Raw genomic sequence first — 25,688 nt, forward strand, 5'->3', positions numbered from 1 at the left:
CGGTCGAGAACGTAGGGGAAATTACTGCTGCAGCGGAATTGGCTCGTTGACGGAGGATGTCGCAGGAGCGGGTGCCTTTGCGTTGCCACGCTCGTCGCATTCGCAACGAATCAGCACGCGGGTGTCGACGTTGAGCAGCGTCATCGCGCCGCCCCAGACACAGCCCGTGTCCAGCGCATACACCCCGGGCTCGTCACATTGGCCTTCAAGTGCGGCCCAGTGGCCGAAAATGATACCCACGCCTTTGGTCTTGCGCTCTTTGTGCTTGAACCACGGCGCGTAGCCCGCCGGCGCACTGTCGAGACCTTCCTTGCTTTTGAGATCAAGCTTGCCGTCGCTGGTGCAAAAACGCATGCGCGTGAAGTAGTTGGTAATGACCCGCAGCCGGGTGACGCCCTGCAAATCCTTGTCCCACTTCGCAGGTTCATTGCCATACATGCCGTCGAGAAAAGGCTCGAAGCGATTGTCATCGCGCAGCGCCTGCTCGACTTCTTCGGCGCAGCGCAGCGCTTTTTTCAGCGTCCATTGCGGCGGGATTCCGGCATGCACCAGTGCGATATCGCGTTCGGCGTCGTAATGCATCAGCTTCTGTTGGCGCAGCCAGTCGAGCAGCACGACGGCGTCCGGCGCTTCCAGAATCTCCCGCAGCGTGTCGCCTTTCTTCAGGCGCTCTATATTGCGGCCGGCAGCCAGCAGGTGCAGGTCATGATTGCCCAGCACGCAGACGACCGAGTCGCGCATGGCATAGAGATAACGCAGGGTTTCCAGTGACTGCGGGCCTCGGTTGACGAGGTCGCCGACCAGCCAGAGCGTGTCTTTGCCGGGCTCGAATGCAACGCGTTCGAGCAGGCACTTCAGCGGTTCAAGGCAGCCTTGCAGGTCACCGACTGCGTAGACCGCCATCAGTGAAGCGCCCCCGGTACGGCCAGACGGAAGGGAGCGATGACAGCGTCGAAGCGCTTGCCGTCTTCTCCGAGCATTTGATAAGTGCCCTGCATGTTGCCCACCTTGGTGGTCATCACGGTGCCGCTGGTGTAGGTGTGGCTTTGTCCTGGCTGGATCAGCGGTTGCTGGCCCACGATGCCTTCGCCGCGAACCTCTTCAACCTGACCGTCACCGTCGGTGATCACCCAGTGGCGTGACAGCAGCTTGGCTGGCAGTTCGCCGTTGTTGTGCACGGTGATGGTGTAGGCGAAGGCGAAGCGGTTGTGCTCAGGCTGCGATTGTTCCGCCAGGAAACGGGTCTCGACGCTGACGTCGACCTGGTAACGAGAATCAGACATGCAAGAGGCCTTAAAAGCGAAAGCGGAGAAAGCCGGAAGTGGCCAGGTTGGAAATCAGTCTAGGACATGTCACGGATAAGCAAGTACTCAGGCTTTGACCGGACATGTCCCCAGAAGGTCAGGCGACGACAGGCTTTTCGCTGAGCGTGTCGGCCAGGCGAACAAACGCCGCCAGGTCCAGCTGCTCTGGACGCAGGCTGCCATCGACGCCGGCTTCAGTGATTTCCTCGCTGGTCAGCAGGGCCTTCAACGTGTTGCGCAGGGTCTTGCGGCGCTGGTTGAACGCTTCGCGGACGACCCGCTCAAGGACGCGGTGATCCTTGGCCGGGTGCGGCAGGGTTTCGTGCGGCACAAGACGAACGATGGCCGAATCCACTTTCGGCGGCGGATTGAACGCGCCGGGGCCGACGTTGAACAGATGCTCCACGCGGCAGTGGTACTGAACCATGATCGACAGGCGACCCCAATCCCCGCCGCCAGGACCTGCCGCGAGACGCTCGACCACTTCTTTCTGCAGCATGAAATGCATGTCGCGGATCAGGTGGGCGTTCTGCAGCAGATGGAAAATCAGCGGCGTCGAGATGTTGTACGGCAGGTTGCCGACGACGCGCAGGCTGTTGGGTGCGGCATTCAGGCTGGTGAAGTCGAATTTCAGCGCGTCACCCTGATGCAGGCTGAAATTTGGCTTGCTGCCGAATTGATGCATGAGGATCGGCACGAGGTCTTTGTCGAGCTCGACGACGTCCAGTTGCGCGCCGCTGTTCAGCAGGCCTTGGGTCAGAGCGCCTTGTCCCGGGCCGATTTCCAGCATGCGGTCTTCGGCCTTGGCACGGATGGAGCGCAGGATCTTGTCGATCACGCCAGCGTCATGCAGGAAGTTCTGGCCAAAACGCTTGCGCGCCTTGTGTTGGTATTGCTCGTTCATGAATGGGTCTCGGCCATCTGATAGGCGGTTTCCAGAGCGACCCTGAGGCTGCCGGTGTCAATCTTGCCGGTGCCTGCCAGATCCAGCGCCGTGCCGTGATCCACGGAGGTGCGAATGATCGGCAGGCCCAGCGTGATGTTGACGGCGGCGCCGAAGCCTTTGTACTTCAGCACGGGCAGGCCCTGGTCGTGGTACATCGCCAGCACTGCGTCGCAGTGCTCCAGATATTTGGGGGTAAAGAGCGTGTCGGCGGGCAGCGGGCCATATAGATCCAGGCCCTCGCTGCGCAGAAGCGCCAGAGTAGGTTCGATGATGTCGATTTCTTCGCGGCCCAGATGCCCGCTTTCGCCGGCATGGGGGTTGAGGCCACAGACCAGAATCCGCGGGTGGGCGATGCCGAACTTGTTGACCAGATCCGCGTGCAGGATGCGCGTCACACGCTCAAGCCGTTCAGCAGTGATCGCATCGGCAACGTCACGCAGGGGCAGGTGAGTGGTCACCAGCGCCACGCGCAGATCTCCGGTCGCCAGCATCATCACCACCTGTTCGGTGTGGGTCAGCTCGGCAAGGAATTCAGTGTGGCCGGAGAACGGGATGCCACTGTCGTTGATCACGCCCTTGTGCACCGGCGCTGTGATCATGCCCGCGAAGTGGCCATCGATGCAGCCCTGGCCTGCTCGGATCAGGGTTTCGAGCACGAAACCACCGTTGGCCTTGTCGAGCTGGCCGGCAACGACTGGCGCCTGAATCGGCGTGTCCCAGACATACAGACTGCCAGCGGGGGCGGGGGCATCAGGCCATGCGGCGGGTGTGACGGGGATCAGGCTGACAGCCGCGCCCAGCTGGGCGGCCCGCTCGGTGAGCAGGTCGCAGCTGGTAATGGCAATCAGGGGATGGGGCTGGGACTGCGCGGCGAGGAGCAGGCAAAGGTCAGGGCCTATGCCGGCCGGCTCGCCGGGTGTCAGGGCGAAACGCTGTGGTTTCACTTGGCCGCCTGATCAGCTCCGGGGAGCTTGATCTCGACGTAGGCTTCATCACGGATCTGACGCAACCAGGTTTGCAGTTCTTCGTCGTACTTGCGGTTACGCAGCACGGTCATCGCCTGTTGCTCACGCGCCTGATTGGTGCTGTCAGTCGAGCGACGGCCGAGGACTTCCAGAACGTGCCAGCCGAATTGGGTTTCGAACGGCTTGGACACGACACCCTGAGCGGTCTCGTTCATGACGTCACGGAACTCCGGAACCAGCGAGCGCGGGTCAACCCAGTTCATGTCGCCGCCGTTAAGCGCCGAACCCGGGTCTTCGGAGAAGGCCTTCGCCAGTTCGCCGAAGTCCTCGCCATTCTGGATGCGATCGTAGATACGTTGAGCCAGCAACTTGGTTTCAGCCGGGCTGCGGATTTCGCTTGGCTTGATCAGGATGTGACGAACGTGAACCTCGTCGCGCATCTGGGTCTGAGTCTCGCCGCCGCGTTTTTCCACCAGTTTGAGAATGATGAAGCCGCCCGGTGTACGCGCAGGAGGGGTAACCTCGCCCGGACGCATCGACGACAGCATGTCGCCGAACGGAGGCGGCAGTTGAGCGGCTTTACGCCAGCCCATGTCACCACCGTCCAGAGCACTTTCACTGGCCGAAGACGCGATCGCCATCTGCTCGAAGTTCGCGCCTCGTTGCAGCTTGCCGTAGAGGTCCTTGGCTTTGGCTGCAGCGGCCTGAATCTGATCCGACGTCGCGCTGTCCGGCGTCGGGATCAAGATGTTGGCCAGGTGGAACTCTTCGGAAAACTGAGCTTTGCCCAGATCGGAGGCCAGAAAGTTCTTCACTTCCTGCTCCGAGACCTGGATGCGTTCGGCAACCCGGCGCTGACGCACACGGCTGATGATCATTTCCCGGCGGATCTGCTCACGTGCGCTGGTATAGGACAGCCCGTCGTGGGTCAGTGCGGCCTTGAACTGGTCAACACTCATGTTGTTGCGTTGAGCGATGGTGGCAACTGCCTGGTTCAGCTCTTCATCGCTGATGCGAATGCCGGAGCGTTCGCCGATCTGGATCTGCAGGTTTTCCAGGATCAGACGATCCAGGACCTGAGACTCCAGTGCGCTGGCAGGCGGAACACCCTGCCCGCGCTTGGCGATGGTTTGCTGAACCTCACGGGTGCGCTGGTCGAGCTGGCTTTGCATGACCACGTCGTTGTCGACGATGGCAACTACCTTGTCGATGGTGCGCACTTCAGCGTGCGCAACAGTACCGATAAGCAGCGCGCCCAGCATCAGCGGGCGCAGACAATCAGAAAGCTTGGTCTTCACGTTCACGATAACCTTGGATGCCTTTGTCGAGGAAGCTTTCAACTTTTTGGCCAACGACGCCGCCAAGTCCCTTCAACACGATTTGTAGGAAGACGCCGCGGTCGCCTTTCTCGTTCTGCGGTATCTCTTGGGTGGACTCGTCATAGTCGACCCAGTACCGGTTGATCAGACGCAGCTTCCAGCAGCAGTTGTCATATTCAAAACCACCAAAGGCTTCGAGGGTACGGTCACGGTTGTAGTCGTACTGCCAGCGGGCGATTGCGCTCCACTGCGGAACCACAGGCCAGATGACCGAGAAGTCATGTTGCTGAATCTTGTAGTAGTCCTTGATGACGGTGCCATCCGGGTAGGTGTAATCACCCCCGCCGACGCTCCAGCGACCTGTTGTCTGGTCGTAACGGACCTGGTCGTTGCGATAGCGATAGCCGGCGTTGATGATCTTGCCCGGCTCGTCTTCAGGCTGGTAGTGGACCATTGCGCTGCCGGAGCGAGTGCTGCGGCTGTCCGGGTCCCAGTTGAAGTCCGACGTGGCACGCCAGTCGCGGTTGAAGCGGTATTCGTACTCAAGCGCATACGGAGACACGTCGGACTGCGCGTCCTTGCGGTCTTCGTAGGCGATGCCCGGCAGTTGCACCTTGCGATCTGCGAAGTACACCGCCTGACCGATGCTCACGCGCTGACGTTCGAAACCGTTGTCTTCGATCCAGCGGTTGGTCACGCCCAGCGACAGTTTGTTTTCGTCACCGATACGGTCGGAGCCGACGAAGCGGTTGTCGCGGAACAGCGAGGCGTAGTTGAACGTAGTTTCACCCGAGTCGAAAATCGGGATGTCGGTCTGATCCTTCTCTGGAACATAGAGATAGTACGCACGAGGCTCAAGTGTCTGGCGGTAGTTTTTACCGAACCAGTTGGTGTTGCGATCGAAGTACAAGCCGCTGTCGACGCTGAAGATCGGAACGCTGCGGTTCTCACTGCTGTGGTAGGTCTCATCCGCCAGCAGAGAACTTTTGCCCAGCGAGTCCAGATCCAGATCGTATTGGGTGTAAACGTACTTCAACTTGGGCGTTACAAAACCGTAGCTGGCAGTCAGCGGCAGGCTGATTGACGGCGCGAGGTTCAGACGATCGCCATTCGCACGAGCAAGACCCCGGACGTTGGTGTCTAGGCGCGGCGAGGTCACGTCGTCTTCGTTGGTGTAGCCACCGGTTCTCAAATCACGATCAAAGCGAACCAGCTCAGTCTCGTAATCGAACTTGAAGCCTGCAGGCTGGAACGGCAGCGAACCATTCAGCGTGAGCTGAGGCAGGCGGCCATAAGGCGTGATCTGGGTCACGGTGGTCAGCTGATACTGCTGAGCGTTCAGCGTCGCGGTGTAGTTGTCACCACGGTAGTAGACCGCACCTTGCTGGTTCAGATAGTCGTGAGTGCTTACGCCTTCCTGACCGCTTTTCAGGTCCTTGAAGTAGTAAGGATCGCTGACTTTGGTGTAGTCGATCTTGCTGGTCAGACGCGAATCCAGACCACTTCGATCCTGCCAGTTGATCAACCAGCGGGTGTCTTTGTAGTCCGACTGATTTTTTCGATCGTCGTTGTCGTCGTTCAGGTAAGCCGCACCGAACTGACCTTCGCTTGTCTTGGTCAGGTAACGGAACTCGCCTTCCAGCAACATGCCACGCTTGGCCATGTAGGTCGGGTACAACGTGGCGTCATAGTTCGGCGCCAGGTTGAAATAGTACGGGGTGAGCAACGAGAAGCCGGTGTCGGTGCCGGTACCGATGGTCGGTGGCAGGAAGCCGGACTGGCGACGGTCGTCGATCGGGAAATAGATGTAAGGCGTGTACAGGATCGGAATGTCATGAACGCGCAGTGTGGCGTTGGTGGCAGTACCGAAACCGGTGGCCGGGTTCAGGGTGATGTTGTTGCCCTTCACGGTCCACGCGTTGCTGTTCGGTTCGCACGTGGTGTACGTGCCGTCCTTCAAGCGGATGATCGCGTTCTCGGCACGACGAGCGTACAGGGCGTTACCGCGAACGTTGTTTTTGTGCAGCACGTACTCGGCGTTGTCGACTTTGGCTTCGCCGGTGTCGAGCTGGACTTCAGCGTGATCGCCGACGATCAGGGCGCCGTTGTCGCGCAGACGGACATCGCCGTTCAGCTCGCCACGGTTCTCGGCCTGGTGAAGGCTGGCTTCGTCAGCCTCGACCTGCATGCTGCCCTGACGCAGGACAACGTCACCGGCCAGGGTCGCAACCTGCTCTTCCTGCTGATAACGCGAAGCCTTGGCGCCGATGAACGTCGGTGCGTCGCTCTTCGGCGTCTTGTCGTCCATGCCCGGACGGATCGGTTCGATGTAGGCGCCCGAGCAGTACGGACCGGTCTCAGCCAGTTGGGCTGCGGTCAGTTTCTCGCGCGGAACCCAGTCCAGGTGGCTGTAATCGGCGCTGCGCGATTTCAGGCCACGGCCCTTGGCCTCGGTGACCAGCATCGTTTTGGGCACGACTTCGCCGTCGGAAGTGGTGGTCGTCTGAGCGCCATCTGCCGTGCTGCTGTTGGACGAAACACTGTTGGCGTCGTGCACGGGGCGCGGAGGCAACTGGGCTGCGTTGGTTTTCGGAGAGCAATCCCATGCACCTGTTGCAGACACCGAGCAGTCATACTGTTCGGCGGCAACCACGTACGGGACGGCCAGGGGTTGCATCGCCAGCAAACTGCCGGTTACGAGCAACGGAAATTTTTTACGAAACGCGGGGGATTTCAATGCCATCTTATTAGTCCGGGCTTCCTGCGCGCCATCTGCCCGCGGGGGGGCCGCACGCCTCTCGATGGGCTGAAAAAGATGTCGGATAATAAAGCATGACCCGCTTGACGGCTAGCGCCGTCGGAGACCCTTGCAATGCCAGATCAAGATGTACGCCTGCAACACCTGAAAGTTTGGCTCGATGAGCAGCTCCCGCGTTTATTTGAGGCCCAGGGCTGGGGGCCAATACCCCCGGCCACGTTGACTGCCGCCAGTAGCGATGCCAGTTTCCGGCGCTACTTCCGCTGGGAGGGGGAGGGCCGCACTTTTATTGTCATGGACGCGCCGCCCCCCCAGGAAAACTGCAAACCCTTCGTGGATATCGCTCATTTATTGAGCGGGTCGGGCATTAATGTTCCGAAAATTTATGCCGAAGACCTGAGTCAGGGCTTCCTTTTGTTGAATGACCTGGGTCGTCAGACCTACCTGGATGTCATCGACGAGCGAAACGCCGATCAGCTTTTCATTGACGCAATCGACGCACTGCTCGCCTACCAGCAACTGCCGATGGACGCGCCGTTGCCGAGTTACGACGTGGCACTTCTGCGCCGCGAGCTGGAACTGTTCCCCGAGTGGTACGTGAAGCGTCATCTGGGCGTGGAGTTCGATCAGGCGCAGCAGGCCAGTTGGCAGGCCGTCAGCGATCTGCTGATCGAGAGCGCGCTGGCCCAGCCGAAGGTGCTGGTGCACCGCGATTACATGCCGCGCAACTTGATGCTCAGCGAACCGAACCCTGGCGTGCTGGATTTTCAGGACGCGGTGTACGGCCCGGTTACCTACGACATCACCTGCCTGTTCAAGGATGCATTCCTGAGCTGGCCGGAGGCGCGCGTAGCCGGCTGGCTTGAGCTGTATTGGAACAAGGCCGTCGCGGCGGGCATCCCGGTGCAGGACGAATTCGATGAATTCCGTCGTGCCAGTGATTTGATGGGCGTGCAGCGGCATTTGAAAGTGATCGGTATTTTCGCCCGGATCTGCCACCGTGACGGCAAACCACGCTACCTAGCCGATGTGCCGCGCTTCTTCTCCTATATAGAAGCGGTGTTGGCGCGACGCCCGGAGTTGGTTGAGTTGAGTAATCTGTTGACCAGCCTTGGCCATACAAAACCGACACAGGCAAAACCAGCATCTGTCGGGTAATGGGATGGACTGCCATTGAAGAGGGACTGCACGTGAAGATTGTCTTGATGAGGGCCGCATGAAAGCGATGATTCTGGCGGCGGGCAAAGGCGAGCGCCTGCGCCCGTTGACCCTGCACACGCCCAAACCGCTGGTGCGAGCCGGCGGCGTTCCACTGATTGAATACCACTTGCGCGCGATCAAAGCGGCCGGCGTTGAAGACGTTGTGATCAACCATGCGTGGTTGGGCCAGCAGATCGAAGATCATCTCGGCGACGGTCGCCTGTGGGGTTTGAATATCCGCTACTCCCCTGAGGGCGAGCCCCTTGAGACGGGCGGCGGGATCTTCCGTGCGCTGCCGCTGCTGGGCGACGAGCCTTTTATCCTCGTCAACGGTGACATCTGGGTCGACTTCGATTTCAGTTCATTGACGAAACCGCTCAAGGGGCTTGCCCATCTGGTGCTGGTGGACAATCCGCCGCATCACCCCGCGGGCGATTTCGCGCTGGTCGACGGGCAGGTGCACGACGACGCAGCTCAGCCGCGCCTGACTTACAGCGGCATAGCGGTCCTGCACCCGCAACTCTTTGCGGGCTGCAGCGGGGGCGCATTCAAGCTGGCGCCCTTATTGCGTGACGCCATGGCGAAAGGCCTGGTGACCGGCGGACGTTTTGCCGGTCGCTGGGTGGACGTCGGTACCCATGAACGACTGGCCGAAGTCGAGCAGATCCTTGCGGTGAAGCCCTAGATGCTGTGGCCATTCACGGTGGTCGGCGGTGGCGTCGGGTATCTGATTGCCAGCATTCCCGGTGCCATGCTCGGTGCACTTCTGGGACAGGCGCTTGATCGGCGGCTGCATTTCCGGAGCTGGGCGGAGATGCGCGAGCGTGCCAGCGGCCGCAACGTACCGCGCGATGACGAGCTCATTTTCATTCTGCTGGGTCGTCTGGCGAAGAGCGAAGGTCGGGTGGTCGACGGGCATATACAGCAGGCGCGCGTTGAAATGCGCCGACTGGACCTCAGCGAGGCGGCGCAACGGCGGGCGATTCAGGCGTTCAATCGGGGCAAGGACGGGCGCGACAATTTGCGCGTCCACCTCACGCGCCTGAAAAGCCAGCCCCACGCGGCAGAAGGTTTGTTGCGCGCCTGTTGGCGCATGGCGTGGGCGGATGGCAGGGCGTCGCGCACCGAACGCGAGTTGATCGTGCTGTGGGGCAAATGGCTGGGCTGGGCTGCGGGCAAAGTCGAAGGGTTGTCATTAACCGAAGACGAACAACGTTCGAGGGGCGCTCCCGCCAGCAGTGGCGGCGAGTTTCAGGACGCGCTGCGTCTGTTGGGGGTGAAAGCGGATGCCGAACCTGCGCAGATCAAGCGCGCCTACCGTCGATTGCTGAGTCGTCACCACCCGGACAAGATCGCCGGCAGTGGCGCCAATCAACTACAGGTCCGTGATGCCACCGAGAAAACCCGCGAGCTGCATCATGCCTATGCAGTGATTCGCGATCGGCGCGGGTTCCGCTGACGCTTCCTTTTGAAGGCTGCCCCGCCCACGGGCAGCGTCGAAGGCGGTAATCGCTACTTTGCTGCGTCCCCTTCCAGCCAACCCCGGACGCGGCGAAACAGTTGATCCTGCTCCATCGCCGGATTCCCGGGAATCGCACTCAACGCCACTTGGGTAAATCGAGCGTTTTTAGTTCGTTTGCTAACGTCCAGTCGGTCTTGTGCCTGCTGACGTGGCACCGGACGATCCTTGTTGACGAAGTCTGCTGTCGGGACTTTCAGCGTCGGCAGCAGCTCCATCAGCCCTGGCGTTTCCTTTCCGGTGTCCACGGCCGTGACCATGACCAAGCGTTGAATAGCCGGCGAGGGGCGCTCGCTCATGTATCGCGCTGCCCAGTAAGCGCCGCTGCCATGGCCGAGGAGGACGATGCTGCGGGCCTTGTTCTGCTGGGCGAACGCCACGGCGCTGTCGATCCTGGCGAAGATTTTCTCGGCGTTGGCCTTGGCCACTTCCGCCTGGGCAGATGCCTGCTCGGCAGCCGCTGCAGCTTCCGCTTCGGCTGTGGCCGCAGGGTCGGGGGCTTTCACCGCAGCGTCTTTGGCTTTATCGCCGCCACCCGCCGCTGCCGGGGCATCCGCCGCACGGGCAAAAATACCGTCGTTGTGAGCGTCCGGCATGCTCAGACTGAGGCTGGACCACCCGACGTCCGGCAGCTTGCGCCGCAGCGGTGCGACCGCAATCGGCCAATCCGCTGACTCATCGGCGCCCGGCACGATGATCACTGCGCCTTTGGGCTCATCGACGTTCGCCGGTTTCCACAACGCCAGAAAGGTCTCGTCGCCCGCCTGCAATTGCTGTTGCTCGACCTGCGGCACCTGACGCTCAAGCGCCAGGGTGTCTTCTTCGCTGCGCGACGGCAATGCGGCCCGCTCGACCGGCGCTTCAGCCGACTTGGCGTCTTTATCCGGCGCCGGGTCCGCGGCCATGACGAGCGGCGAGCAAGGTAGTATCAGCGTCAGGCACAGCGCAGGAAATAGTGCGCGAAGGGTGTAGGGCATCGAGTATTCCAAAGGCCGGAAACAATTCCGGCAGACTAATGGGTTGACGGCTGTTTGTCAGGCCAGGCAATCGCCGCGCTTCAGCGAGCGACAGGCACAGCGCATGATCGGCATGGAATTCAGAGAAATGGAGACGACAGTTTGAGAATCCGTGCGCTGTGCCTTCGGGTTATCGGCGATACCCGCGCGCTCTTGATCGGCCTGATGCTGATCGTGCTGCCGATGTCGCACCATGCCGTCGCCTCACCCATCCAGGCCGACCCCTTGAGCCACGAGCAGCGGGAATGGCTGACCCAGCGCGGGCCATTGCGCGTCGGGCTCGTCCTTCAAACACCCTACGCCCAGCTCGATCGTCGCGCCCAGCAGTTATCGGGCGCCAACGTCGACCTCATCAATCTCATGGCAAAGACCCTTCGGGTGGAGCTGCTGTGGCGCAGTTATGCCGATCAGGCCGAGCTTGAAAAAGCCCTCGCCGATGGGCAGATCGACTTCGCCCCGGGCCTGACCCAGACGCCTGCCGGCTTGCGCCTGTGGCTGTATTCCGATCCGTACATGCGCGTGCCGCAGTTGATCGTCGGCGAACGTGATGGCGCCGGCGCGGTGGATCTGGAAAAGCTCGACAGCCAGGTGCGCGTTGCCGTGCGCATGCCTAGCACCACGGCTGACTACCTGCGCAGCAATTACACTCACCTCAATCTGCAAGGCGTGCCGCTGGAACGTCAGGCTTTGCAGCTCTTGCTCAGTCAACAGGCGCGATACGCCGTCATCGATGAGGCGCAGCTCAGCCGTTTGTCCCGCGAGGCCGAGTTTGTCGGGCTTGCCGTGGTCGGTGACATCGGCTTTCCGCAGTTGCTGCGCGTGGCCTCCCGAAGGGACACGCCGCAGCTCGCCGAAATCATCAGCCAGGCATTGAGCGCCATTCCGGCCCGGGATCTCGAGCAGTTGCACACACAGTGGCTGCAGCCCAAATACCCGCAGATCAGTGAATCGCCGGGGCTGTGGAAGAACATCGCGCTGCTGCTGTTGGTCCTGCTCCTGGCCAGCGCGGCGATTGTTTACTGGCAGCGCAAACAACAGCAGCAACTGGAGAAGCAGCTGCTCACTGCGCGGGATGACATTGCCAAGCGACTGGCAGGGGAGGAGGCATTGCGGCTGGCGCAGTTCTCCATCGATCAGAGCACCGTCGGCATCCTCTGGGTCCACTGGGACAGCCATGTGCGCTACGCCAATCAGGCCGCCGAGACCATGCTGGGTTATGCGCCCGGCGGGGTAGTAGACCGGCCGCTGATTGATTTCGAGCCGGGGCTGAACATGGATCGCTGGCTCAATCTGTGGAAAACCGCGCGCTCCAGCGAGGAGGGGCCGCAGAACTACGAAAGCAATTGCGTGCGCGCGGATGGCAGCATCCTGCCTGCCGATGTGTCACTGAGCTTTCTGCGCTTTCGCGACGCCGAGTATCTGGTGGTGTTCATCACCGACGTGACCGAACGGCGCCGTTCCCTGGCCGCGCTGCAAGAAAGTGAAGCGCGCTTGCAGGTGCTGGCCGAGCAGTTGCGCGAGCTGTCGGCGCACCTTGAAACCGTGCGCGAAGAAGAAAAGGCGCGCATCGCCAGGGAGGTTCACGACGAGCTGGGTCAGATGCTGACCGTGCTCAAGCTGGAAACTTCCATGTGCGAACTGGCTTACGCCGATCTGGACCCTGGCCTGCGGGATCGGCTGAACAGCATGAAACGCCTGATTGCTCAGTTGTTCCAGTTGGTGCGAGACGTGGCAACCGCCCTGCGGCCACCGATTCTCGATGCAGGCATCGCCTCGGCCATTGAGTGGCAGGCCCGACGCTTTGAAGCGCGCACCCAGATCCCCTGCCTGGTGCAGGTGCCGGACAATCTGCCGAGTCTTCCGGATGCAACGGCCATCGGGCTGTTCCGCATCCTTCAGGAGTCGCTGACCAACGTCATGCGCCATGCCGAAGCGCACACGGTCGAGCTGAGCCTGACGCTGAGCGACGGCGTGCTGTGCTTGCGCATCGCCGATGACGGCAAGGGCTTCGATCTGGGCGCCGAGCGTCCGGCCTCGTTCGGACTGGTGGGCATGCGCGAGCGGGTTCTGATCATGGGCGGGCAATTGCATCTGGACAGCTTGCCCGGAGAAGGCACAACCTTGCGCATCCACATTCCGCTGGACCCGGTCGCTGAGGAGCACGTGCATTGATTCGCGTATTGGTTGCCGAAGATCACACGATTGTCCGAGAGGGCATCAAACAGCTGATCGGCCTGGCAAAGGATCTGCAAGTGGTCGGGGAGGCCGGCAATGGCGAGCAGTTGCTGGAGGCGTTGCGTCACATCCCGTGCGAAGTCGTGCTGCTGGATATCTCCATGCCAGGGGTCAACGGCCTGGAGGCGATCCCGCGAATCCGCGCGCTGAGCAATCCCCCTGCGATTCTGGTGCTGTCGATGCACGATGAGGCGCAGATGGCCGCGCGGGCCCTGAAGGTCGGCGCCGCCGGGTATGCCACCAAAGACAGCGACCCCGCGTTGCTGCTGACAGCGATCCGGCGAGTGGCCGCAGGCGGGCGCTATATCGACCCGGACCTGGCTGATCGCATGGTGTTTGAAGTCGGGCTCACGGACAGCCGGCCGTTGCACTCATTGTTGTCCGAACGCGAGTTTTCAGTGTTCGAACGCCTGGCCCAGGGCGCCAACGTCAACGACATCGCCCAGCAACTGGCGTTGAGCAGTAAGACCATCAGTACCCACAAGGCGCGCCTGATGCAAAAGCTGAAAATCAACTCGCTGGCCGAGCTGGTGAAGTATGCGATGGAACACAAGTTGGTTTGATTGCGTGTCTAAAAACGACTTCCTTTGGTACTTCGTAAAACGCTATCGCGAGCAAGCTCACTCCTACAGGTTATTGCGATCCCCTGTAGGAGTGAGCTTGCTCGCGAAGACGCCAGACCAGGTCATAAATACCTTCCGGGCGACATACCTATCCCCGCCATCCCTGTAGGGCAATCCCTACCCGAAACCTTCCACCCCACCTAGGCCATTCTCTCTCACGCCCCGATTTGCGCGGCCTTCAGCCTCATCTAGGCTTGATCCCTACGGTGGATCAAACAAAGGTGTGGGCAATGAGCAACGTCGATTCAAGCGCTGGGGCGAGTGATGTTCTGGTCAGCTTTCGCGGTGTGCAAAAGAGCTACGACGGCGAAGCCCTGATCGTCAAAGACCTCAACCTGGATATTTGCAAAGGCGAATTCCTCACCCTGCTCGGGCCGTCCGGTTCCGGCAAAACCACCAGCCTGATGATGCTCGCCGGCTTCGAGACACCGACTGCTGGCGAGATCCTGCTGGCCGGCCGTTCGATCAACAACGTGCCGCCGCACAAGCGCGACATCGGCATGGTGTTCCAGAATTACGCGCTGTTCCCGCACATGACCGTCGCTGAAAACCTGGCGTTTCCGCTGTCGGTGCGCGGCATGAGCAAGACCGACATGGCCGAAAAGGTCAAACGCGCCCTCGACATGGTGCAGCTCGGCACCTTCGCCCATCGTTACCCCGCGCAGCTGTCGGGTGGTCAGCAGCAACGTGTCGCGCTGGCCCGGGCGTTGGTCTTCGAACCGCAGCTGGTGCTGATGGACGAACCCCTCGGGGCACTCGACAAACAGCTGCGCGAACACATGCAGATGGAAATCAAGCACCTGCACCAGCGTCTGGGCGTGACCGTCGTTTACGTCACCCACGACCAGGGCGAAGCGCTGACCATGTCGGACCGCGTCGCGGTGTTCCATCAGGGCGAAATCCAGCAGATCGCCCCACCGCGCACCCTCTACGAAGAGCCGAAAAACACCTTCGTCGCCAACTTCATCGGCGAGAACAACCGCATCAGCGGCACCTTGCTCAGCCAGAGCGGCGACCGCTGCGTGGTGGGCCTGGCGCGCGGCGAAAAAGTCGAAGCGCTGGCGATCAACGTCGGTGCCACCGGGAGCCCGGTCACGCTTTCCATTCGTCCCGAGCGCGTGAATCTCAACGGCCGCAGCGAGAGTTGCGTCAACCGCTTCTCCGGCCGCGTTGCCGAATTCATCTACCTGGGCGACCACGTGCGGGTGCGTCTGGAAGTGGCCGGGAAAACCGATTTCTTCGTCAAGCAGCCCATCGCCGAGCTTGATCCGGCGTTGAGCGTTGGCGATGTCGTGCCCATTGGATGGCAGGTCGAGCACGCGCGCGCCCTGGACCCGTTGCTGGATGCACATTGATACACCCGCGTGACGCGTCAACCGAAGAACCCAGAGGCGAGCCAATCGCCCCCATCGCTTAACCAACATTGTTCGTGGAGAGAAAAACTGATGCTCAAGACATTGAAGCTCACCGCCTTATCGGTCGGCATGATGTGCGCCGCGCAAGCCATGGCAGCGGACCTGACGGTCATTTCCTTCGGTGGCGCGAACAAGGCGGCCCAGGAAAAGGCCTTCTACGCGCCGTGGGAAAAGGCCGGCAACGGCAAGATCATCGCGGGCGAGTACAACGGTGAGATGGCCAAGGTCAAAGCCATGGTCGACACCAAGAGCGTGACCTGGGATCTGGTTGAAGTGGAATCGCCAGAGCTGTCCCGCGGCTGTGACGAAGACATGTTCGAGTCGCTGGCGTCGGTCGATCTCGGCAACAAAGACAACTACGTAAAGGGCGCAATTTCCGAGTGCGGCGTGGGCTTTTTCGTCTGGTCCACCGTGCTGGCCTACAACGCCGACAAGCTGAAATCCGCACCGACCGGCTGGGCTGATTTCTGGGACACCGAGAAATTCCCGGGCAAGCGTGGCCTGCGCAAGGGCGCCAAATACACCCTGGAATTCGCGCTGATGGCTGACGGCGTTGCGCCGAAAGACGTCTACAAGGTGCTAGGGACCAAGGAAGGCCAGGATCGCGCCTTCAAGATGCTCGACAAGCTCAAGCCAAGCATTCAGTGGTGGGAAGCAGGCGCACAGCCGCCTCAGTATCTGCAGTCGGGCGACGTCGTGATGAGCTCGGCCTACAACGGTCGCATCGCTGCCGTGCAGAAAGAGAGCAACTTGAAAGTGGTCTGGACCGGCGGCGTGTATGACTTCGACGCATGGGCCATTCCGAAGGGCGCGAAAAACGCCGAAGAGGCGAAGAAGTTCATCGCTTACTCCCTCAAGCCAGAGCAGCAAAAAACCTATTCCGAAAATATCGCTTACGGCCCGGCCAACACCGGCGCGGTCCCGTTGCTGAGTGCTGAAACCCTGAAAAACATGCCGACCACCCCTGAGAACATCAAGGATCAGGTGCAGATCGACGTGAAATTCTGGGCCGACTTCGGTGAGTCGCTGGAACAGCGCTTCAACTCTTGGGCCGCCAAATAAGCGCACTGCCCAGTAAGCGCTTGGTTGTGAGTTAGATCCGGGTGCGTCGTCTGAACTGTCTGAAAGCAGGGCAGGGGGCGCGCTCTTTGTTGAGAGATTTCGGAGTTCACTATGGCCACCGCCGTGCCCCTGACTGAAGGCGCCAGCCCGACCCTGAAGCAACGCCTGGCCCGTGCCGAGCGCGTCAATCGTTGGAAGGCTCAGGCGTTGATCGCGCCATTGGTGATCTTCCTGCTGCTGGTGTTTCTCGTGCCGATTGCGGCGCTGCTCTACAAAAGCGTCAGTAACCCGGAAGTGGTGGGTGGCATGCCGCTCACGGTGGTGGAAGTGGCGAAATGGGACGGCAAGGGGCTGCCGCCTGACGCGGTCTACAAAGCCGCGAGCCAGGACCTGGCCGAAGCGCGCAAGAATCAGACCCTGGGCGATCTGTCCAAACGCTTGAACCAGGAGCTGGCGGGCTACCGCAGCCTGTTGGCGAAAACGGCCCGCGCCATGCCATTCAAGGAAGAGCCGGCTTCTTATAAAGAGGCCCTGGAAGCCATCGATGAACGCTGGGGCGATCCCGCGTATTGGCAGGCGATCCGCCGCAACACCTCAAGTTTCACCCCTTATTATCTGCTGGCCGCTGTCGACCACCGCATCGATGACCTCGGTGAACTGGCACCGGCCACACCCGATCAGGCGATTTACATCGACATCTTTGCCCGCACCTTCTGGATGGGCCTGGTGATCACCGTGATCTGCCTGCTGCTGGCCTACCCGCTGGCGTACCTGTTGGCCAATCTGCCTGCGCGGCAGAGCAACCTGTTGATGATTCTGGTCCTGCTGCCGTTCTGGACGTCGATCCTGGTGCGAGTCGCAGCCTGGATCGTGTTGCTGCAATCGAGCGGCCTGATCAATGGCGCGCTGATGGCCATGGGCATCATCGATAAACCGCTGGAACTGGTGTTCAACCGGGTCGGCGTTTACATCTCGATGGTGCACATCATGCTGCCGTTCATGATCCTGCCTATCTACAGCGTGATGAAAGGCATCTCGCCGACCTACATGCGCGCGGCGATCTCCCTGGGCTGCAACCCGTTCGCCAGTTTCTGGCGCGTGTACTTCCCGCAGACCTACGCCGGTGTGGGCGCGGGCTGTCTGTTGGTGTTCATCCTTGCCATCGGCTACTACATCACCCCGGCGCTGCTCGGCAGCCCGAACGATCAGATGGTCAGTTATTTCGTGGCGTTCTACACCAATACCAGCATCAACTGGGGCATGGCGACGGCGCTGGGCGGGTTGCTGCTGCTGGCGACCGTTGTGCTGTACCTGATCTACAACTGGCTGGTTGGCGCCAGCCGCCTGCGTCTGAGCTGAGGAGAACGACCATGTTGAGCCCTTATTCCTCGCCGATCGAGCGGGTCTGGCATTACACGCTGCGCACGTTATGCGGGTTGATTTTGTTGTTTCTGGTGCTGCCGGTGCTGGTGATCGTGCCGCTGTCGTTCAACTCCGGGAGTTTTCTGGTCTACCCGCTGCAGGGCTTTTCGCTGCACTGGTATCAGGACTTTTTCGGCTCGGCCGAGTGGATGCGCGCGCTGAAAAACAGCCTGATTGTCGCTCCGGCTGCCACGGTGCTGGCGATGGGTTTCGGGACGTTGGCGGCCATCGGACTGACGCGCAGTAACTTCCCTGGCAAGGCGCTGGTGATGGCGCTGGTGATTTCGCCGATGGTGGTTCCGGTGGTGATTGTCGGGGTGGCGAGTTATCTGTTTTTTGCCCCGCTGGGTCTGGGCAATAGCTACATCTCGCTGATCCTGGTGCACGCCGTATTGGGTGTGCCGTTTGTGATCATCACCGTGTCTGCCACGTTGCAGGGCTTCAATTACAACCTGGTGCGTGCAGCGGCGAGTCTGGGCGCTTCGCCAACGACGGCGTTCCGGCGCGTGACCCTGCCGCTGATTGCGCCGGGGGTGATCTCCGGGGCGCTGTTTGCCTTCGCGACCTCGTTCGATGAAGTGGTTGTCACGCTGTTCCTCGCCGGTCCAGGCCAGGCGACCTTGCCCCGGCAGATGTTCAGCGGCATCCGCGAAAACCTCAGCCCGACCATCGCAGCCGCGGCAACCCTGCTCATCGGATTCTCCGTGGTGCTCCTGCTGGTGCTCGAATGGCTGCGCGGCCGGAGCGAGAAACTGCGCACGGCGGTGGAGTAATCAAAGCCCACCGGAGGAACTGGCTGAAACGAGAATGGTAGGACCGGCTTTAGCCGGGAAGGCGCCAGGTGCCACACCGCAAAATTGATAGCGCACCCAAGGGCCTCTTCCCGGCTGAAGCCGGTCCTACACATGCAGCGCGTTCATCCAGTGAGTGTTGCTGACACACCGCGTGCGTCCAATGATTGTTGCTGACACACCGCCTGCTCTTTGTGGGACTGGCTTTAGCCGGGAAAGCGGCCTGCGGCACACTGCAAAATGGACGGTGTCCACGCAGGCCTCTTCCCGGCTGAAGCCGGTCCTACACATGCAGTGCGTGCACCCAGTGAGTGTTGCTGACACACCGCGTGCGTCCAATGATTGTTGCTGACACACCGCCTGCTCTTTGTGGGACCGGCTTTAGCCGGGAAGACGTCAGGTGGCACACCGCAGATTAATAGCGCACTCAAAGGCCTCTTCCCGGCTGAAGCCGGTCCTACACATGCAGCGCGTGCACCCAGTGAGTGTTGCTGACACACCGCGTGCGTCCAATGATTGTTGCTGACACACCGCCTGCTCTTTGTAGGACTGGCTTTAGCCGGGAAGACGTCAGGTGCCACACCGCAGATTGATAGCGCACACCGAGGGATCTTCCCGCACCACAAAACTGACGCCCCGCACGATCCGGTCTATGTTTCACTCAGCGCATGCCAATCCTGCCTTGTAAAAGAGCCACGGCTCCAACAGCAACATAAAGGACGAGCCCGATGAGTGTTTCTGCTTTCAAGATCGCCAACAAACTGATCACCGGCCCCGCCGCGATTGAGCAGTTGTCCGCCGAGCTGACCCGGCTCAACGTTCAAAACCCGCTCATCGTCACCGACGCGATACTGGTTAAGTCCGGAACGGTCGACCTCGCGCTGGCGCAATTGGGCGGCCGTCGTTATGGCCTGTTTGATCAGGTCAAACCCGAGCCCGAAATCTCTATCGTCGAGGACTGCACCCGGGCCTACCGAGAGGGCGGTCACGACGGCCTGATCGGTGTGGGCGGCGGCAGTGCCATCGACATCGCCAAAGGCGTCGCCGCGTTCGCGAGTCACGAAGGGCCTCTGGCCGAGTTGTTCGGCGTTGATCTGGTCAAGCGCAAAGGCCCCCCGCTGATTGCCATCCCGACCACCGCAGGCACCGGTTCGGAAGTCACCAACGTGGCGATCTTTTCAGACAAGCAAGCACAGCTGAAAAAAGGCATCGTCAGCGATTACCTGTTGCCCGACGTCGCGCTGGTCAGCCCGTTGATGACCCTGACCTGTCCGCGCAGTGTCACGGCAGCCAGCGGAGTCGATGCGCTGGTGCATGCCATCGAGTCATACCTTTCAGTCAATGCCTCGCCGATCACCGACGCCATCGCCTTGGGCGCCATCAAACTGATCGTCAAGGCGCTGCCCAAGGCCTACGCCAATCCTTCGAATTTGCAGGCGCGAGAAGACATGGCCACCGCCAGCCTCATGGCCGGCATGGCGTTCGGCAATGCCGGGGTTGGCGCAGTCCATGCGTTGGCGTATCCATTGGGAGGGCGGTTCAACATCGCTCATGGCGTGAGCAACGCGCTGTTGCTGCCGTATGTGATGGAGTGGAACAAGCTGGCCTGCGTCGAACGGATGCGCGACATCGCCGATGCGATGGGCGTCCGCGTCGCGCACTTGAGCGACAGGGACGCCGCAGACCTGGCAGTCAAAGCAATGGCCGACTTGTGCGCCGCGGTGGAAATCCCGTCCGGGCTGCGTAGCTTCAACGTGCCCGAAGACGCCATTCCCGCGATGGCCGAGGAGGCCAGCAGGATCGAACGCCTGATGCGCAACAATCCACGGAAGCTGACCGCCGCCGACATCGAGAAAATCTACCATGCGGCGTATTGATCAGGCTGACGCAATGACGTGCCGCCTGCGCGGCGCGGCGCGTATGTTTATGGCCACAGCTCACGTCCCTTGACTGACTCACTTGCGACCCAACGCACGTTTCAAACTCTTGGAGTACAATGCGCGCCACCGTGATTTCGCTCATAAAAGGTGCGTCATGCAGCCCTTCGCTATTGCTCCTTCCATTCTGTCCGCCGATTTCGCCCGCCTGGGAGAGGAAGTCGACAACGTCCTGGCCGCTGGCGCCGACATCGTCCACTTCGACGTCATGGACAACCACTACGTCCCCAACCTGACGATCGGACCGATGGTCTGCGCGGCGTTGCGCAAATACGGCATCACCGCCCCCATCGATGTCCATCTGATGGTCAGCCCGGTGGATCGCATCATCGGCGACTTCATCGAAGCCGGCGCCACTTACATCACCTTCCACCCGGAAGCGACCCAGCACATTGATCGCTCCCTGCAACTGATCCGCGAAGGCGGCTGTAAGGCAGGTCTGGTGTTCAACCCGGCGACCCCGCTGAACCTGCTTGAGTACGTCATGGACAAGGTCGACATGATCCTGCTCATGAGCGTCAACCCGGGCTTCGGTGGTCAGAAATTTATCCCCGGCACGCTCAACAAGCTGCGCGAGGCTCGTGCGCTGATCGATGCGTCCGGTCGCGACATCCGTCTGGAGATCGACGGCGGCGTCAACGTCAACAACATCCGTGAGATTGCCGCAGCCGGTGCTGACACCTTCGTCGCGGGCTCGGCCATTTTCAATGCGCCTGATTACCGCGAAGTCATTGCGAAGATGCACGCAGAACTGGCGTTGGCCCGTTGACCAGCGGCTTCGAACAGCTGTTTCCGGGACGTCTGCCCAGGCTGATCATGTTCGACCTCGACGGCACACTGATCGACTCGGTGCCGGATCTGGCTGCAGCGGTGGACAAGACCCTGATCCAGCTCGGCCGGCCGCCGGCGGGCATCGAACGGGTACGTGACTGGATCGGCAACGGCGTACGCGTGCTGGTTCGCCGCGCCTTGGCGAACGGCATGGATCACACCGCCGTGGACGAAGAGTCCACCGAGGCTGCGCTGGCGATTTTCATGGAGGCCTATAGCGGCAGCCATGCCCTGACCGAGGTCTACCCCGGCGTGCGCGAAACCCTGAAATGGCTGCAGAAGATGGGCGTCGAGATGGCGCTGATCACCAACAAGCCGGAACGCTTCGTTGCCCCCTTGCTGGATGACCTCAAGCTCGGGCGGTTCTTTCGCTGGATCGTCGGCGGCGACACGCTGCCGCAGCAGAAGCCCGACCCGGCCGCGCTGTTTTTTGTCATGAAAATGGCCGGTATACCGGGGTCTCAGTCGCTGTTCGTGGGTGACTCGCGCAACGACGTGCTGGCGGCCAAAGCGGCGGGTGTCGCCTGTGTGGCATTGAGTTACGGCTACAACCACGGCCGTCCTATCGCAGAAGAGTCACCGGCGCTGGTGATCGATGACTTGCGCATGCTGATTCCGGGCAGTTCTGCCGGTTGCTTAGCGCAGGGCGCTGAGATAACGTTGCCCGACATCAAAGCCCCCTCCTTTAGAGAATCCATCGTGGTGGTCACTCGCAAACTCTGGATGAAAGTCATCAAGGCCCTGGCCCGCTGGCGTTGGCGCGCCTGACTTGAACCTGGCCGGAGCCCCGGCGCGTTTGCATCCCTGACCGTTTTACCTCAGACCACGAGGCTGATATGACCCGCGAAGAATTCCTGCGTTTGGCCGCTGAAGGCTACAACCGCATTCCCCTTGCCTACGAAACCCTGGCTGACTTCGACACGCCGCTGTCGATCTATCTGAAGCTTGCTGACGAGCCCAATTCCTACCTGCTTGAGTCCGTGCAGGGCGGGGAGAAGTGGGGGCGTTACTCGATCATCGGACTGCCGTGCCGCACGGTCATGCGTGTGCACGACCACACCGTCAGCGTGACCCACGACGGTGTTGAGATCGAGCGCCTGGAAGCTGAAGACCCGCTGGACTTCGTCGAGACCTTCAAGGCCCGCTACAACGTCCCGACCATCGCCGGTCTGCCACGCTTCAACGGCGGTCTGGTGGGGTATTTCGGTTATGACTGCGTGCGTTATGTAGAGCCGCGCCTGGGCGCATGCCCGAATCCTGATCCACTGGGCGTGCCGGATATTCTGTTGATGGTGTCGGATGCCGTCGTGGTGTTCGATAACCTGGCCGGCAAGATGCACGCGATCGTGCTGGTCGATCCGGCTCAGCCTGAAGCCTATGAAGGTGGCCTGGCGCGACTCGAAGCGTTGATGGAGAAACTGCGTCAGCCGATCACGCCCCGCCGTGGTCTGGACCTGACCCGTCCGCAGGCGGCGGACCCGGTGTTCCGTTCAAGCTTCACCCAGTCGGATTATGAAAAAGCCGTCGACACGATCAAGGAATACATCCTCGCGGGCGACTGCATGCAGGTCGTGCCGTCGCAGCGCATGTCCATCGACTTCAAGGCCGCACCGATCGACCTGTACCGCGCGCTGCGGTGTTTCAATCCGACGCCTTATATGTACTTCTTCAACTTCGGCGACTTCCACGTCGTCGGCAGTTCGCCGGAAGTGCTGGTACGGGTCGAAGACAACTTGATCACCGTACGCCCGATTGCCGGGACGCGTCCTCGCGGCGCCACCGAGGAAGAAGACTACGCGCTGGAAGTCGATTTGCTGTCTGACGACAAAGAGATCGCCGAGCACCTGATGCTCATCGATCTGGGACGCAACGACACCGGGCGGGTTTCGGAAGTCGGTTCGGTGAAGCTCACCGAGAAGATGGTCATCGAGCGTTATTCAAACGTCATGCACATCGTGTCGAACGTCACCGGCCAGCTGAAGAGTGGCCTGACGGCGATGGATGCGCTGCGGGCCATCCTGCCGGCGGGCACCTTGTCGGGCGCGCCGAAGATTCGTGCGATGGAAATCATCGACGAGCTGGAACCGGTCAAGCGCGGTGTGTACGGCGGCGCAGTGGGCTACTTTGCCTGGAACGGCAACATGGACACCGCGATCGCTATTCGTACTGCGGTGATCAAGAACGGCGAGCTGCACGTGCAGGCTGGTGGCGGCATTGTCGCGGATTCTGTGCCGGCGCTGGAGTGGGAAGAAACCCTCAACAAGCGCCGCGCGATGTTCCGCGCCGTGGCGCTGGCGCAGCAGACGCCAGAGGCTTGAAGATTTAGACGTCCCTGTGGGAGCGCCACCCCGGTCGCTCCCACATGCCTGGTAGCTTCAGAAATCCAGACTCACCGCCAGATTCACCCCTTGCTGCGTCACGTCATCATTCTTGCGCCAGTTATAGCCGGCACGCAGTGTGAGGTCGGGCGCCAGCTTCTGGCTCAGGCCCACGCTTGCGCGATTCAAACTGCGCTGGGGGTCATAGCCCTTCAGATCAAAATCCAGGCCGGGCACGCTGTTCAGCGCGATGGTCACGTCCTGCTGGTCGGTCTCGAACTCACGCTCATGGGCCACTTCGCCAAACACCTGGGTCTGCGGCGTGACGTCGAACTTCCCTTGAAGCCCCGCGCCTAGCCGCTTTGACTTGCGCGTCTGGTCGTCGTAATTGAGTGCGGTCGCGCGAGCACTGTCCTCCGAGTAGCCATCGACGTTGACGTGAGAATAGTCGGCGCTGATGAACGGCGAGAAATGCCAGCGACTGCTCTGTTCGGCCAGGTCGAAGCCCACGCGCCCACTGACCGCCCACAGGTCGCCGTCGGTGTCGCCTTTCTCCGCGCCTTCGCTGATGCCCAGCGCGAACTTGCGCTTGAGGTTGTCGTAGTCGAGTTTTCCGCCTGATGCCGCCAGGTCTGCCCACCAGTGCTGCGCCTGATACTGCACGAATGCGGTCGCGATATAGCTGTTGAGTTTGTAGTCCGAATCCTTGGCGCCGGCTTCGAGTGTTTGCCGGTAAGCACCTGCAACCAGCCCGGCTCTCCAGTCTTCAGCGAAGCGATAGCTGCCGCCCACCGTGAGGTTGTAGCCGTGACCGTCGCCGCTGGCGGAATTGCCTTGCGCGTCGAAATCCAGTTTCTGACCGCCACCGGCGACGATGGCGCGCCATTCACCGACGTTCTGCCAATTGCCCCAATCCGCCAGCCACTGACTGCGCAGTTCATCCTGCTGCGCGCGCAACGTTCCGTTGGCCATTTCCGGCAGCAGCGTGATTTCCCACGGTGCGGACAGAATCGAATACCCGTAGTCGGCGATCAGACGCTGACCCGCGACGGTCGGGTGCACGCCGTCGTTGAACAGCAGTTTGGTCGGATCAGGCGTCAGGCCGCCAATCCCGTAAACGCTGTTGGCGGTGCAGTTGTTGCCGTTGAAACAGGTACCGACCAGGTTCTGATCGGCCGCCAGCCCGTAGCGCGCCGGGTCGGTCAGGACATCACGTATGAGCCCCGGCACATTGAGCGGAATGACCTCGGCATCGATTTGCCCCAGCCGATTGACCAACTGCTGGTTGAACACCCCGCTCAGCAACGACGATGGCCCCTGCAATGGCGTGCCGAATACAGCGGGTGTGCGGCCGATGTCAGGCAGCAGCCAGACCATGATGTAACGCGCGCCGGCCTGGGACAGGATTTGTGCGCCGTTCGCCAGGTTGTTCGCCGCATTGACGGCCTGTCCCGCACTCAGCACCCGGCCCTGAAGGAAGTCATTGCCGCCCCCGGTCAGATAGTAAAGGGCATTCGGGTCAGCCCGAGAGCTGTTTTCAACCAGATAACCGGGTCGCGTCCGGAACACCGTCGTCACGCCGGTCGAGGCGTCAGTATTGGCAATCTGAGATTGGGTGGTGATCGCCGCGAGAATCTGATCGGTCCGGTCGCCACCCACAGCCCAGTTGTTGCCATCCGGCAACCCTTGCGCCGCGCGGACGGGGGAGGTCGATGCCTGCAAATCCCCGGGCGCCACGCCAAGCATTTCGCCCAACAGCGTCGATGAGTTCAGACCGAATGCCTCGCCGCTGCCGTTCAGGTATGTCGGGCCGGTGCGGTTAGTGAAACGCAAGGTGGCGCCGGGTGGTCCGCCGGCATCGGGAAACTGCCCGGCGTCGGCGAGGCTGTCGCCAAATACGATCATCGTTGAATAGGGGGAAGAGGCGGCCAGGGCCGAGGAACAGGCGAGCGAGAGCAGGCAAGCCGCGAACGGCCAGCGCAGTGTGGCTTTGATCATGGGGGCATCCCTTATTGTTTTAGTGCTGT

The 25,688-nt window shown here is 61.2% G+C and carries 21 protein-coding genes; 13 read left to right on the forward strand and 8 right to left on the reverse strand.

The window, feature by feature from the left end; translation table 11 throughout:
- Positions 1-21: 21 nt before the first annotated feature.
- The 6 genes from M1E04_RS02135 to M1E04_RS02160 form a co-directional block, all read right to left on the reverse strand.
- Entirely contained in the window at positions 22-903 is an 882-nt protein-coding gene (locus tag M1E04_RS02135) for a symmetrical bis(5'-nucleosyl)-tetraphosphatase (protein WP_296310699.1), read from the reverse strand.
- Positions 903-1,283 (reverse strand): Co2+/Mg2+ efflux protein ApaG, encoded by a 381-nt coding sequence (apaG, locus tag M1E04_RS02140; protein ID WP_192134892.1) that lies wholly within the window; start codon positions 1,281-1,283, stop codon positions 903-905. The genes M1E04_RS02135 and apaG overlap by 1 nt, the downstream gene beginning before the upstream one ends.
- Before the next feature lie 118 nt (positions 1,284-1,401).
- Positions 1,402-2,208, reverse strand: coding sequence for a 16S rRNA (adenine(1518)-N(6)/adenine(1519)-N(6))-dimethyltransferase RsmA (rsmA, locus tag M1E04_RS02145; protein ID WP_065991336.1), 807 nt, complete (start codon positions 2,206-2,208; stop codon positions 1,402-1,404).
- Positions 2,205-3,194 carry a 4-hydroxythreonine-4-phosphate dehydrogenase PdxA gene (gene pdxA / locus M1E04_RS02150; protein WP_192134890.1) on the reverse strand — a complete coding sequence of 330 codons (990 nt, stop codon included), beginning with the start codon at positions 3,192-3,194 and terminating at the stop codon, positions 2,205-2,207. Before pdxA ends, rsmA begins: the two co-directional genes overlap by 4 nt.
- Complete coding sequence (locus M1E04_RS02155; RefSeq protein ID WP_456292329.1) at positions 3,191-4,513, reverse strand: peptidylprolyl isomerase; 1,323 nt, start codon at positions 4,511-4,513, stop codon at positions 3,191-3,193. Before M1E04_RS02155 ends, pdxA begins: the two co-directional genes overlap by 4 nt.
- Positions 4,494-7,277: an LPS-assembly protein LptD gene (locus M1E04_RS02160; protein WP_192134886.1), complete on the reverse strand. Its 2,784-nt coding sequence runs from the start codon at positions 7,275-7,277 to the stop codon at positions 4,494-4,496. The genes M1E04_RS02155 and M1E04_RS02160 overlap by 20 nt, the downstream gene beginning before the upstream one ends.
- Positions 7,278-7,406: 129 nt before the next feature.
- Here M1E04_RS02160 and M1E04_RS02165 point away from each other — a divergent pair, with 129 nt between their 5' ends.
- From M1E04_RS02165 to M1E04_RS02175, 3 genes are read left to right on the forward strand one after another with little or no spacing between them, the layout of a single operon-like run.
- Positions 7,407-8,450 (forward strand): aminoglycoside phosphotransferase family protein, encoded by a 1,044-nt coding sequence (locus M1E04_RS02165; protein WP_065991339.1) that lies wholly within the window; start codon positions 7,407-7,409, stop codon positions 8,448-8,450.
- A gap of 58 nt (positions 8,451-8,508) precedes the next feature.
- Positions 8,509-9,177, forward strand: coding sequence for an N-acetylmuramate alpha-1-phosphate uridylyltransferase MurU (gene murU / locus M1E04_RS02170; protein WP_369319148.1), 669 nt, complete (start codon positions 8,509-8,511; stop codon positions 9,175-9,177).
- Entirely contained in the window at positions 9,178-9,951 is a 774-nt protein-coding gene (locus M1E04_RS02175; RefSeq protein ID WP_369319147.1) for a DnaJ domain-containing protein, read from the forward strand.
- Between the two features lie 53 nt (positions 9,952-10,004).
- Here the strand turns inward: M1E04_RS02175 and M1E04_RS02180 are convergent, their stop codons facing one another.
- Positions 10,005-10,988: an alpha/beta hydrolase family protein gene (locus M1E04_RS02180; RefSeq protein ID WP_456292330.1), complete on the reverse strand. Its 984-nt coding sequence runs from the start codon at positions 10,986-10,988 to the stop codon at positions 10,005-10,007.
- 222 nt (positions 10,989-11,210) lie between these two features.
- Here M1E04_RS02180 and M1E04_RS02185 point away from each other — a divergent pair, with 222 nt between their 5' ends.
- The 10 genes from M1E04_RS02185 to trpE all read left to right on the forward strand — a co-directional run bounded on the left by M1E04_RS02185 (position 11,211) and on the right by trpE (position 23,661).
- The gene (locus M1E04_RS02185; protein WP_456293137.1) at positions 11,211-13,199 is read left to right on the forward strand and encodes a PAS domain-containing sensor histidine kinase; all 1,989 of its coding nucleotides are present in this window, start codon (positions 11,211-11,213) and stop codon (positions 13,197-13,199) included.
- Entirely contained in the window at positions 13,196-13,825 is a 630-nt protein-coding gene (locus M1E04_RS02190; RefSeq protein ID WP_065991344.1) for a response regulator, read from the forward strand. Before M1E04_RS02185 ends, M1E04_RS02190 begins: the two co-directional genes overlap by 4 nt.
- A 290-nt stretch (positions 13,826-14,115) precedes the next feature.
- Positions 14,116-15,240, forward strand: coding sequence for an ABC transporter ATP-binding protein (locus tag M1E04_RS02195; RefSeq protein WP_456292331.1), 1,125 nt, complete (start codon positions 14,116-14,118; stop codon positions 15,238-15,240).
- Positions 15,241-15,330: 90 nt separating this feature from the next.
- A complete protein-coding gene (locus tag M1E04_RS02200) occupies positions 15,331-16,362 on the forward strand; it encodes a polyamine ABC transporter substrate-binding protein (protein WP_192134871.1) in 1,032 nt (343 codons plus the stop codon).
- Positions 16,363-16,473: 111 nt separating this feature from the next.
- Positions 16,474-17,721 (forward strand): ABC transporter permease, encoded by a 1,248-nt coding sequence (locus M1E04_RS02205; protein ID WP_192134869.1) that lies wholly within the window; start codon positions 16,474-16,476, stop codon positions 17,719-17,721.
- An 11-nt stretch (positions 17,722-17,732) separates the two neighbouring features.
- On the forward strand, positions 17,733-18,557 hold the full coding sequence (locus M1E04_RS02210) for an ABC transporter permease (protein WP_065991348.1): 825 nt from the start codon (positions 17,733-17,735) through the stop codon (positions 18,555-18,557).
- 746 nt (positions 18,558-19,303) lie between these two features.
- Positions 19,304-20,452 (forward strand): iron-containing alcohol dehydrogenase, encoded by a 1,149-nt coding sequence (locus tag M1E04_RS02215; RefSeq protein ID WP_192134867.1) that lies wholly within the window; start codon positions 19,304-19,306, stop codon positions 20,450-20,452.
- Positions 20,453-20,609: 157 nt separating this feature from the next.
- Positions 20,610-21,281 carry a ribulose-phosphate 3-epimerase gene (rpe, locus tag M1E04_RS02220; RefSeq protein ID WP_192134865.1) on the forward strand — a complete coding sequence of 224 codons (672 nt, stop codon included), beginning with the start codon at positions 20,610-20,612 and terminating at the stop codon, positions 21,279-21,281.
- Between the two features lie 47 nt (positions 21,282-21,328).
- Positions 21,329-22,111 (forward strand): phosphoglycolate phosphatase, encoded by a 783-nt coding sequence (locus M1E04_RS02225; protein ID WP_456293138.1) that lies wholly within the window; start codon positions 21,329-21,331, stop codon positions 22,109-22,111.
- Between the two features lie 68 nt (positions 22,112-22,179).
- A complete protein-coding gene (gene trpE, locus M1E04_RS02230; protein ID WP_192134863.1) occupies positions 22,180-23,661 on the forward strand; it encodes an anthranilate synthase component I in 1,482 nt (493 codons plus the stop codon).
- 57 nt (positions 23,662-23,718) lie between these two features.
- On the opposite strand, the gene estP is transcribed toward trpE, so the two are convergent.
- Complete coding sequence (gene estP, locus M1E04_RS02235; RefSeq protein WP_456292332.1) at positions 23,719-25,659, reverse strand: esterase EstP; 1,941 nt, start codon at positions 25,657-25,659, stop codon at positions 23,719-23,721.
- Positions 25,660-25,688: the final 29 nt, after the last annotated feature.

It is taken from the genome of Pseudomonas sp. AK106 (assembly GCF_053903055.1).

Excerpts from the sequence above, each read along its gene's own strand:
- M1E04_RS02135 (WP_296310699.1), bottom strand. The coding sequence starts at position 903 with ATGGCGGTCTACGCAGTCGGTGACCTGCAAGGCTGCCTTGAACCGCTG.
- apaG (WP_192134892.1), bottom strand. The coding sequence starts at position 1,283 with ATGTCTGATTCTCGTTACCAGGTCGACGTCAGCGTCGAGACCCGTTTC.
- rsmA (WP_065991336.1), bottom strand. The coding sequence starts at position 2,208 with ATGAACGAGCAATACCAACACAAGGCGCGCAAGCGTTTTGGCCAGAAC.
- M1E04_RS02160 (WP_192134886.1), bottom strand. The coding sequence starts at position 7,277 with ATGGCATTGAAATCCCCCGCGTTTCGTAAAAAATTTCCGTTGCTCGTA.
- M1E04_RS02165 (WP_065991339.1), top strand. The coding sequence starts at position 7,407 with ATGCCAGATCAAGATGTACGCCTGCAACACCTGAAAGTTTGGCTCGAT.
- murU (WP_369319148.1), top strand. The coding sequence starts at position 8,509 with ATGAAAGCGATGATTCTGGCGGCGGGCAAAGGCGAGCGCCTGCGCCCG.
- M1E04_RS02175 (WP_369319147.1), top strand. The coding sequence starts at position 9,178 with ATGCTGTGGCCATTCACGGTGGTCGGCGGTGGCGTCGGGTATCTGATT.
- M1E04_RS02180 (WP_456292330.1), bottom strand. The coding sequence starts at position 10,988 with ATGCCCTACACCCTTCGCGCACTATTTCCTGCGCTGTGCCTGACGCTG.
- M1E04_RS02185 (WP_456293137.1), top strand. The coding sequence starts at position 11,211 with ATGTCGCACCATGCCGTCGCCTCACCCATCCAGGCCGACCCCTTGAGC.
- M1E04_RS02195 (WP_456292331.1), top strand. The coding sequence starts at position 14,116 with ATGAGCAACGTCGATTCAAGCGCTGGGGCGAGTGATGTTCTGGTCAGC.
- M1E04_RS02200 (WP_192134871.1), top strand. The coding sequence starts at position 15,331 with ATGCTCAAGACATTGAAGCTCACCGCCTTATCGGTCGGCATGATGTGC.
- M1E04_RS02205 (WP_192134869.1), top strand. The coding sequence starts at position 16,474 with ATGGCCACCGCCGTGCCCCTGACTGAAGGCGCCAGCCCGACCCTGAAG.
- M1E04_RS02210 (WP_065991348.1), top strand. The coding sequence starts at position 17,733 with ATGTTGAGCCCTTATTCCTCGCCGATCGAGCGGGTCTGGCATTACACG.
- M1E04_RS02215 (WP_192134867.1), top strand. The coding sequence starts at position 19,304 with ATGAGTGTTTCTGCTTTCAAGATCGCCAACAAACTGATCACCGGCCCC.
- rpe (WP_192134865.1), top strand. The coding sequence starts at position 20,610 with ATGCAGCCCTTCGCTATTGCTCCTTCCATTCTGTCCGCCGATTTCGCC.
- M1E04_RS02225 (WP_456293138.1), top strand. The coding sequence starts at position 21,329 with ATGTTCGACCTCGACGGCACACTGATCGACTCGGTGCCGGATCTGGCT.
- trpE (WP_192134863.1), top strand. The coding sequence starts at position 22,180 with ATGACCCGCGAAGAATTCCTGCGTTTGGCCGCTGAAGGCTACAACCGC.
- estP (WP_456292332.1), bottom strand. The coding sequence starts at position 25,659 with ATGATCAAAGCCACACTGCGCTGGCCGTTCGCGGCTTGCCTGCTCTCG.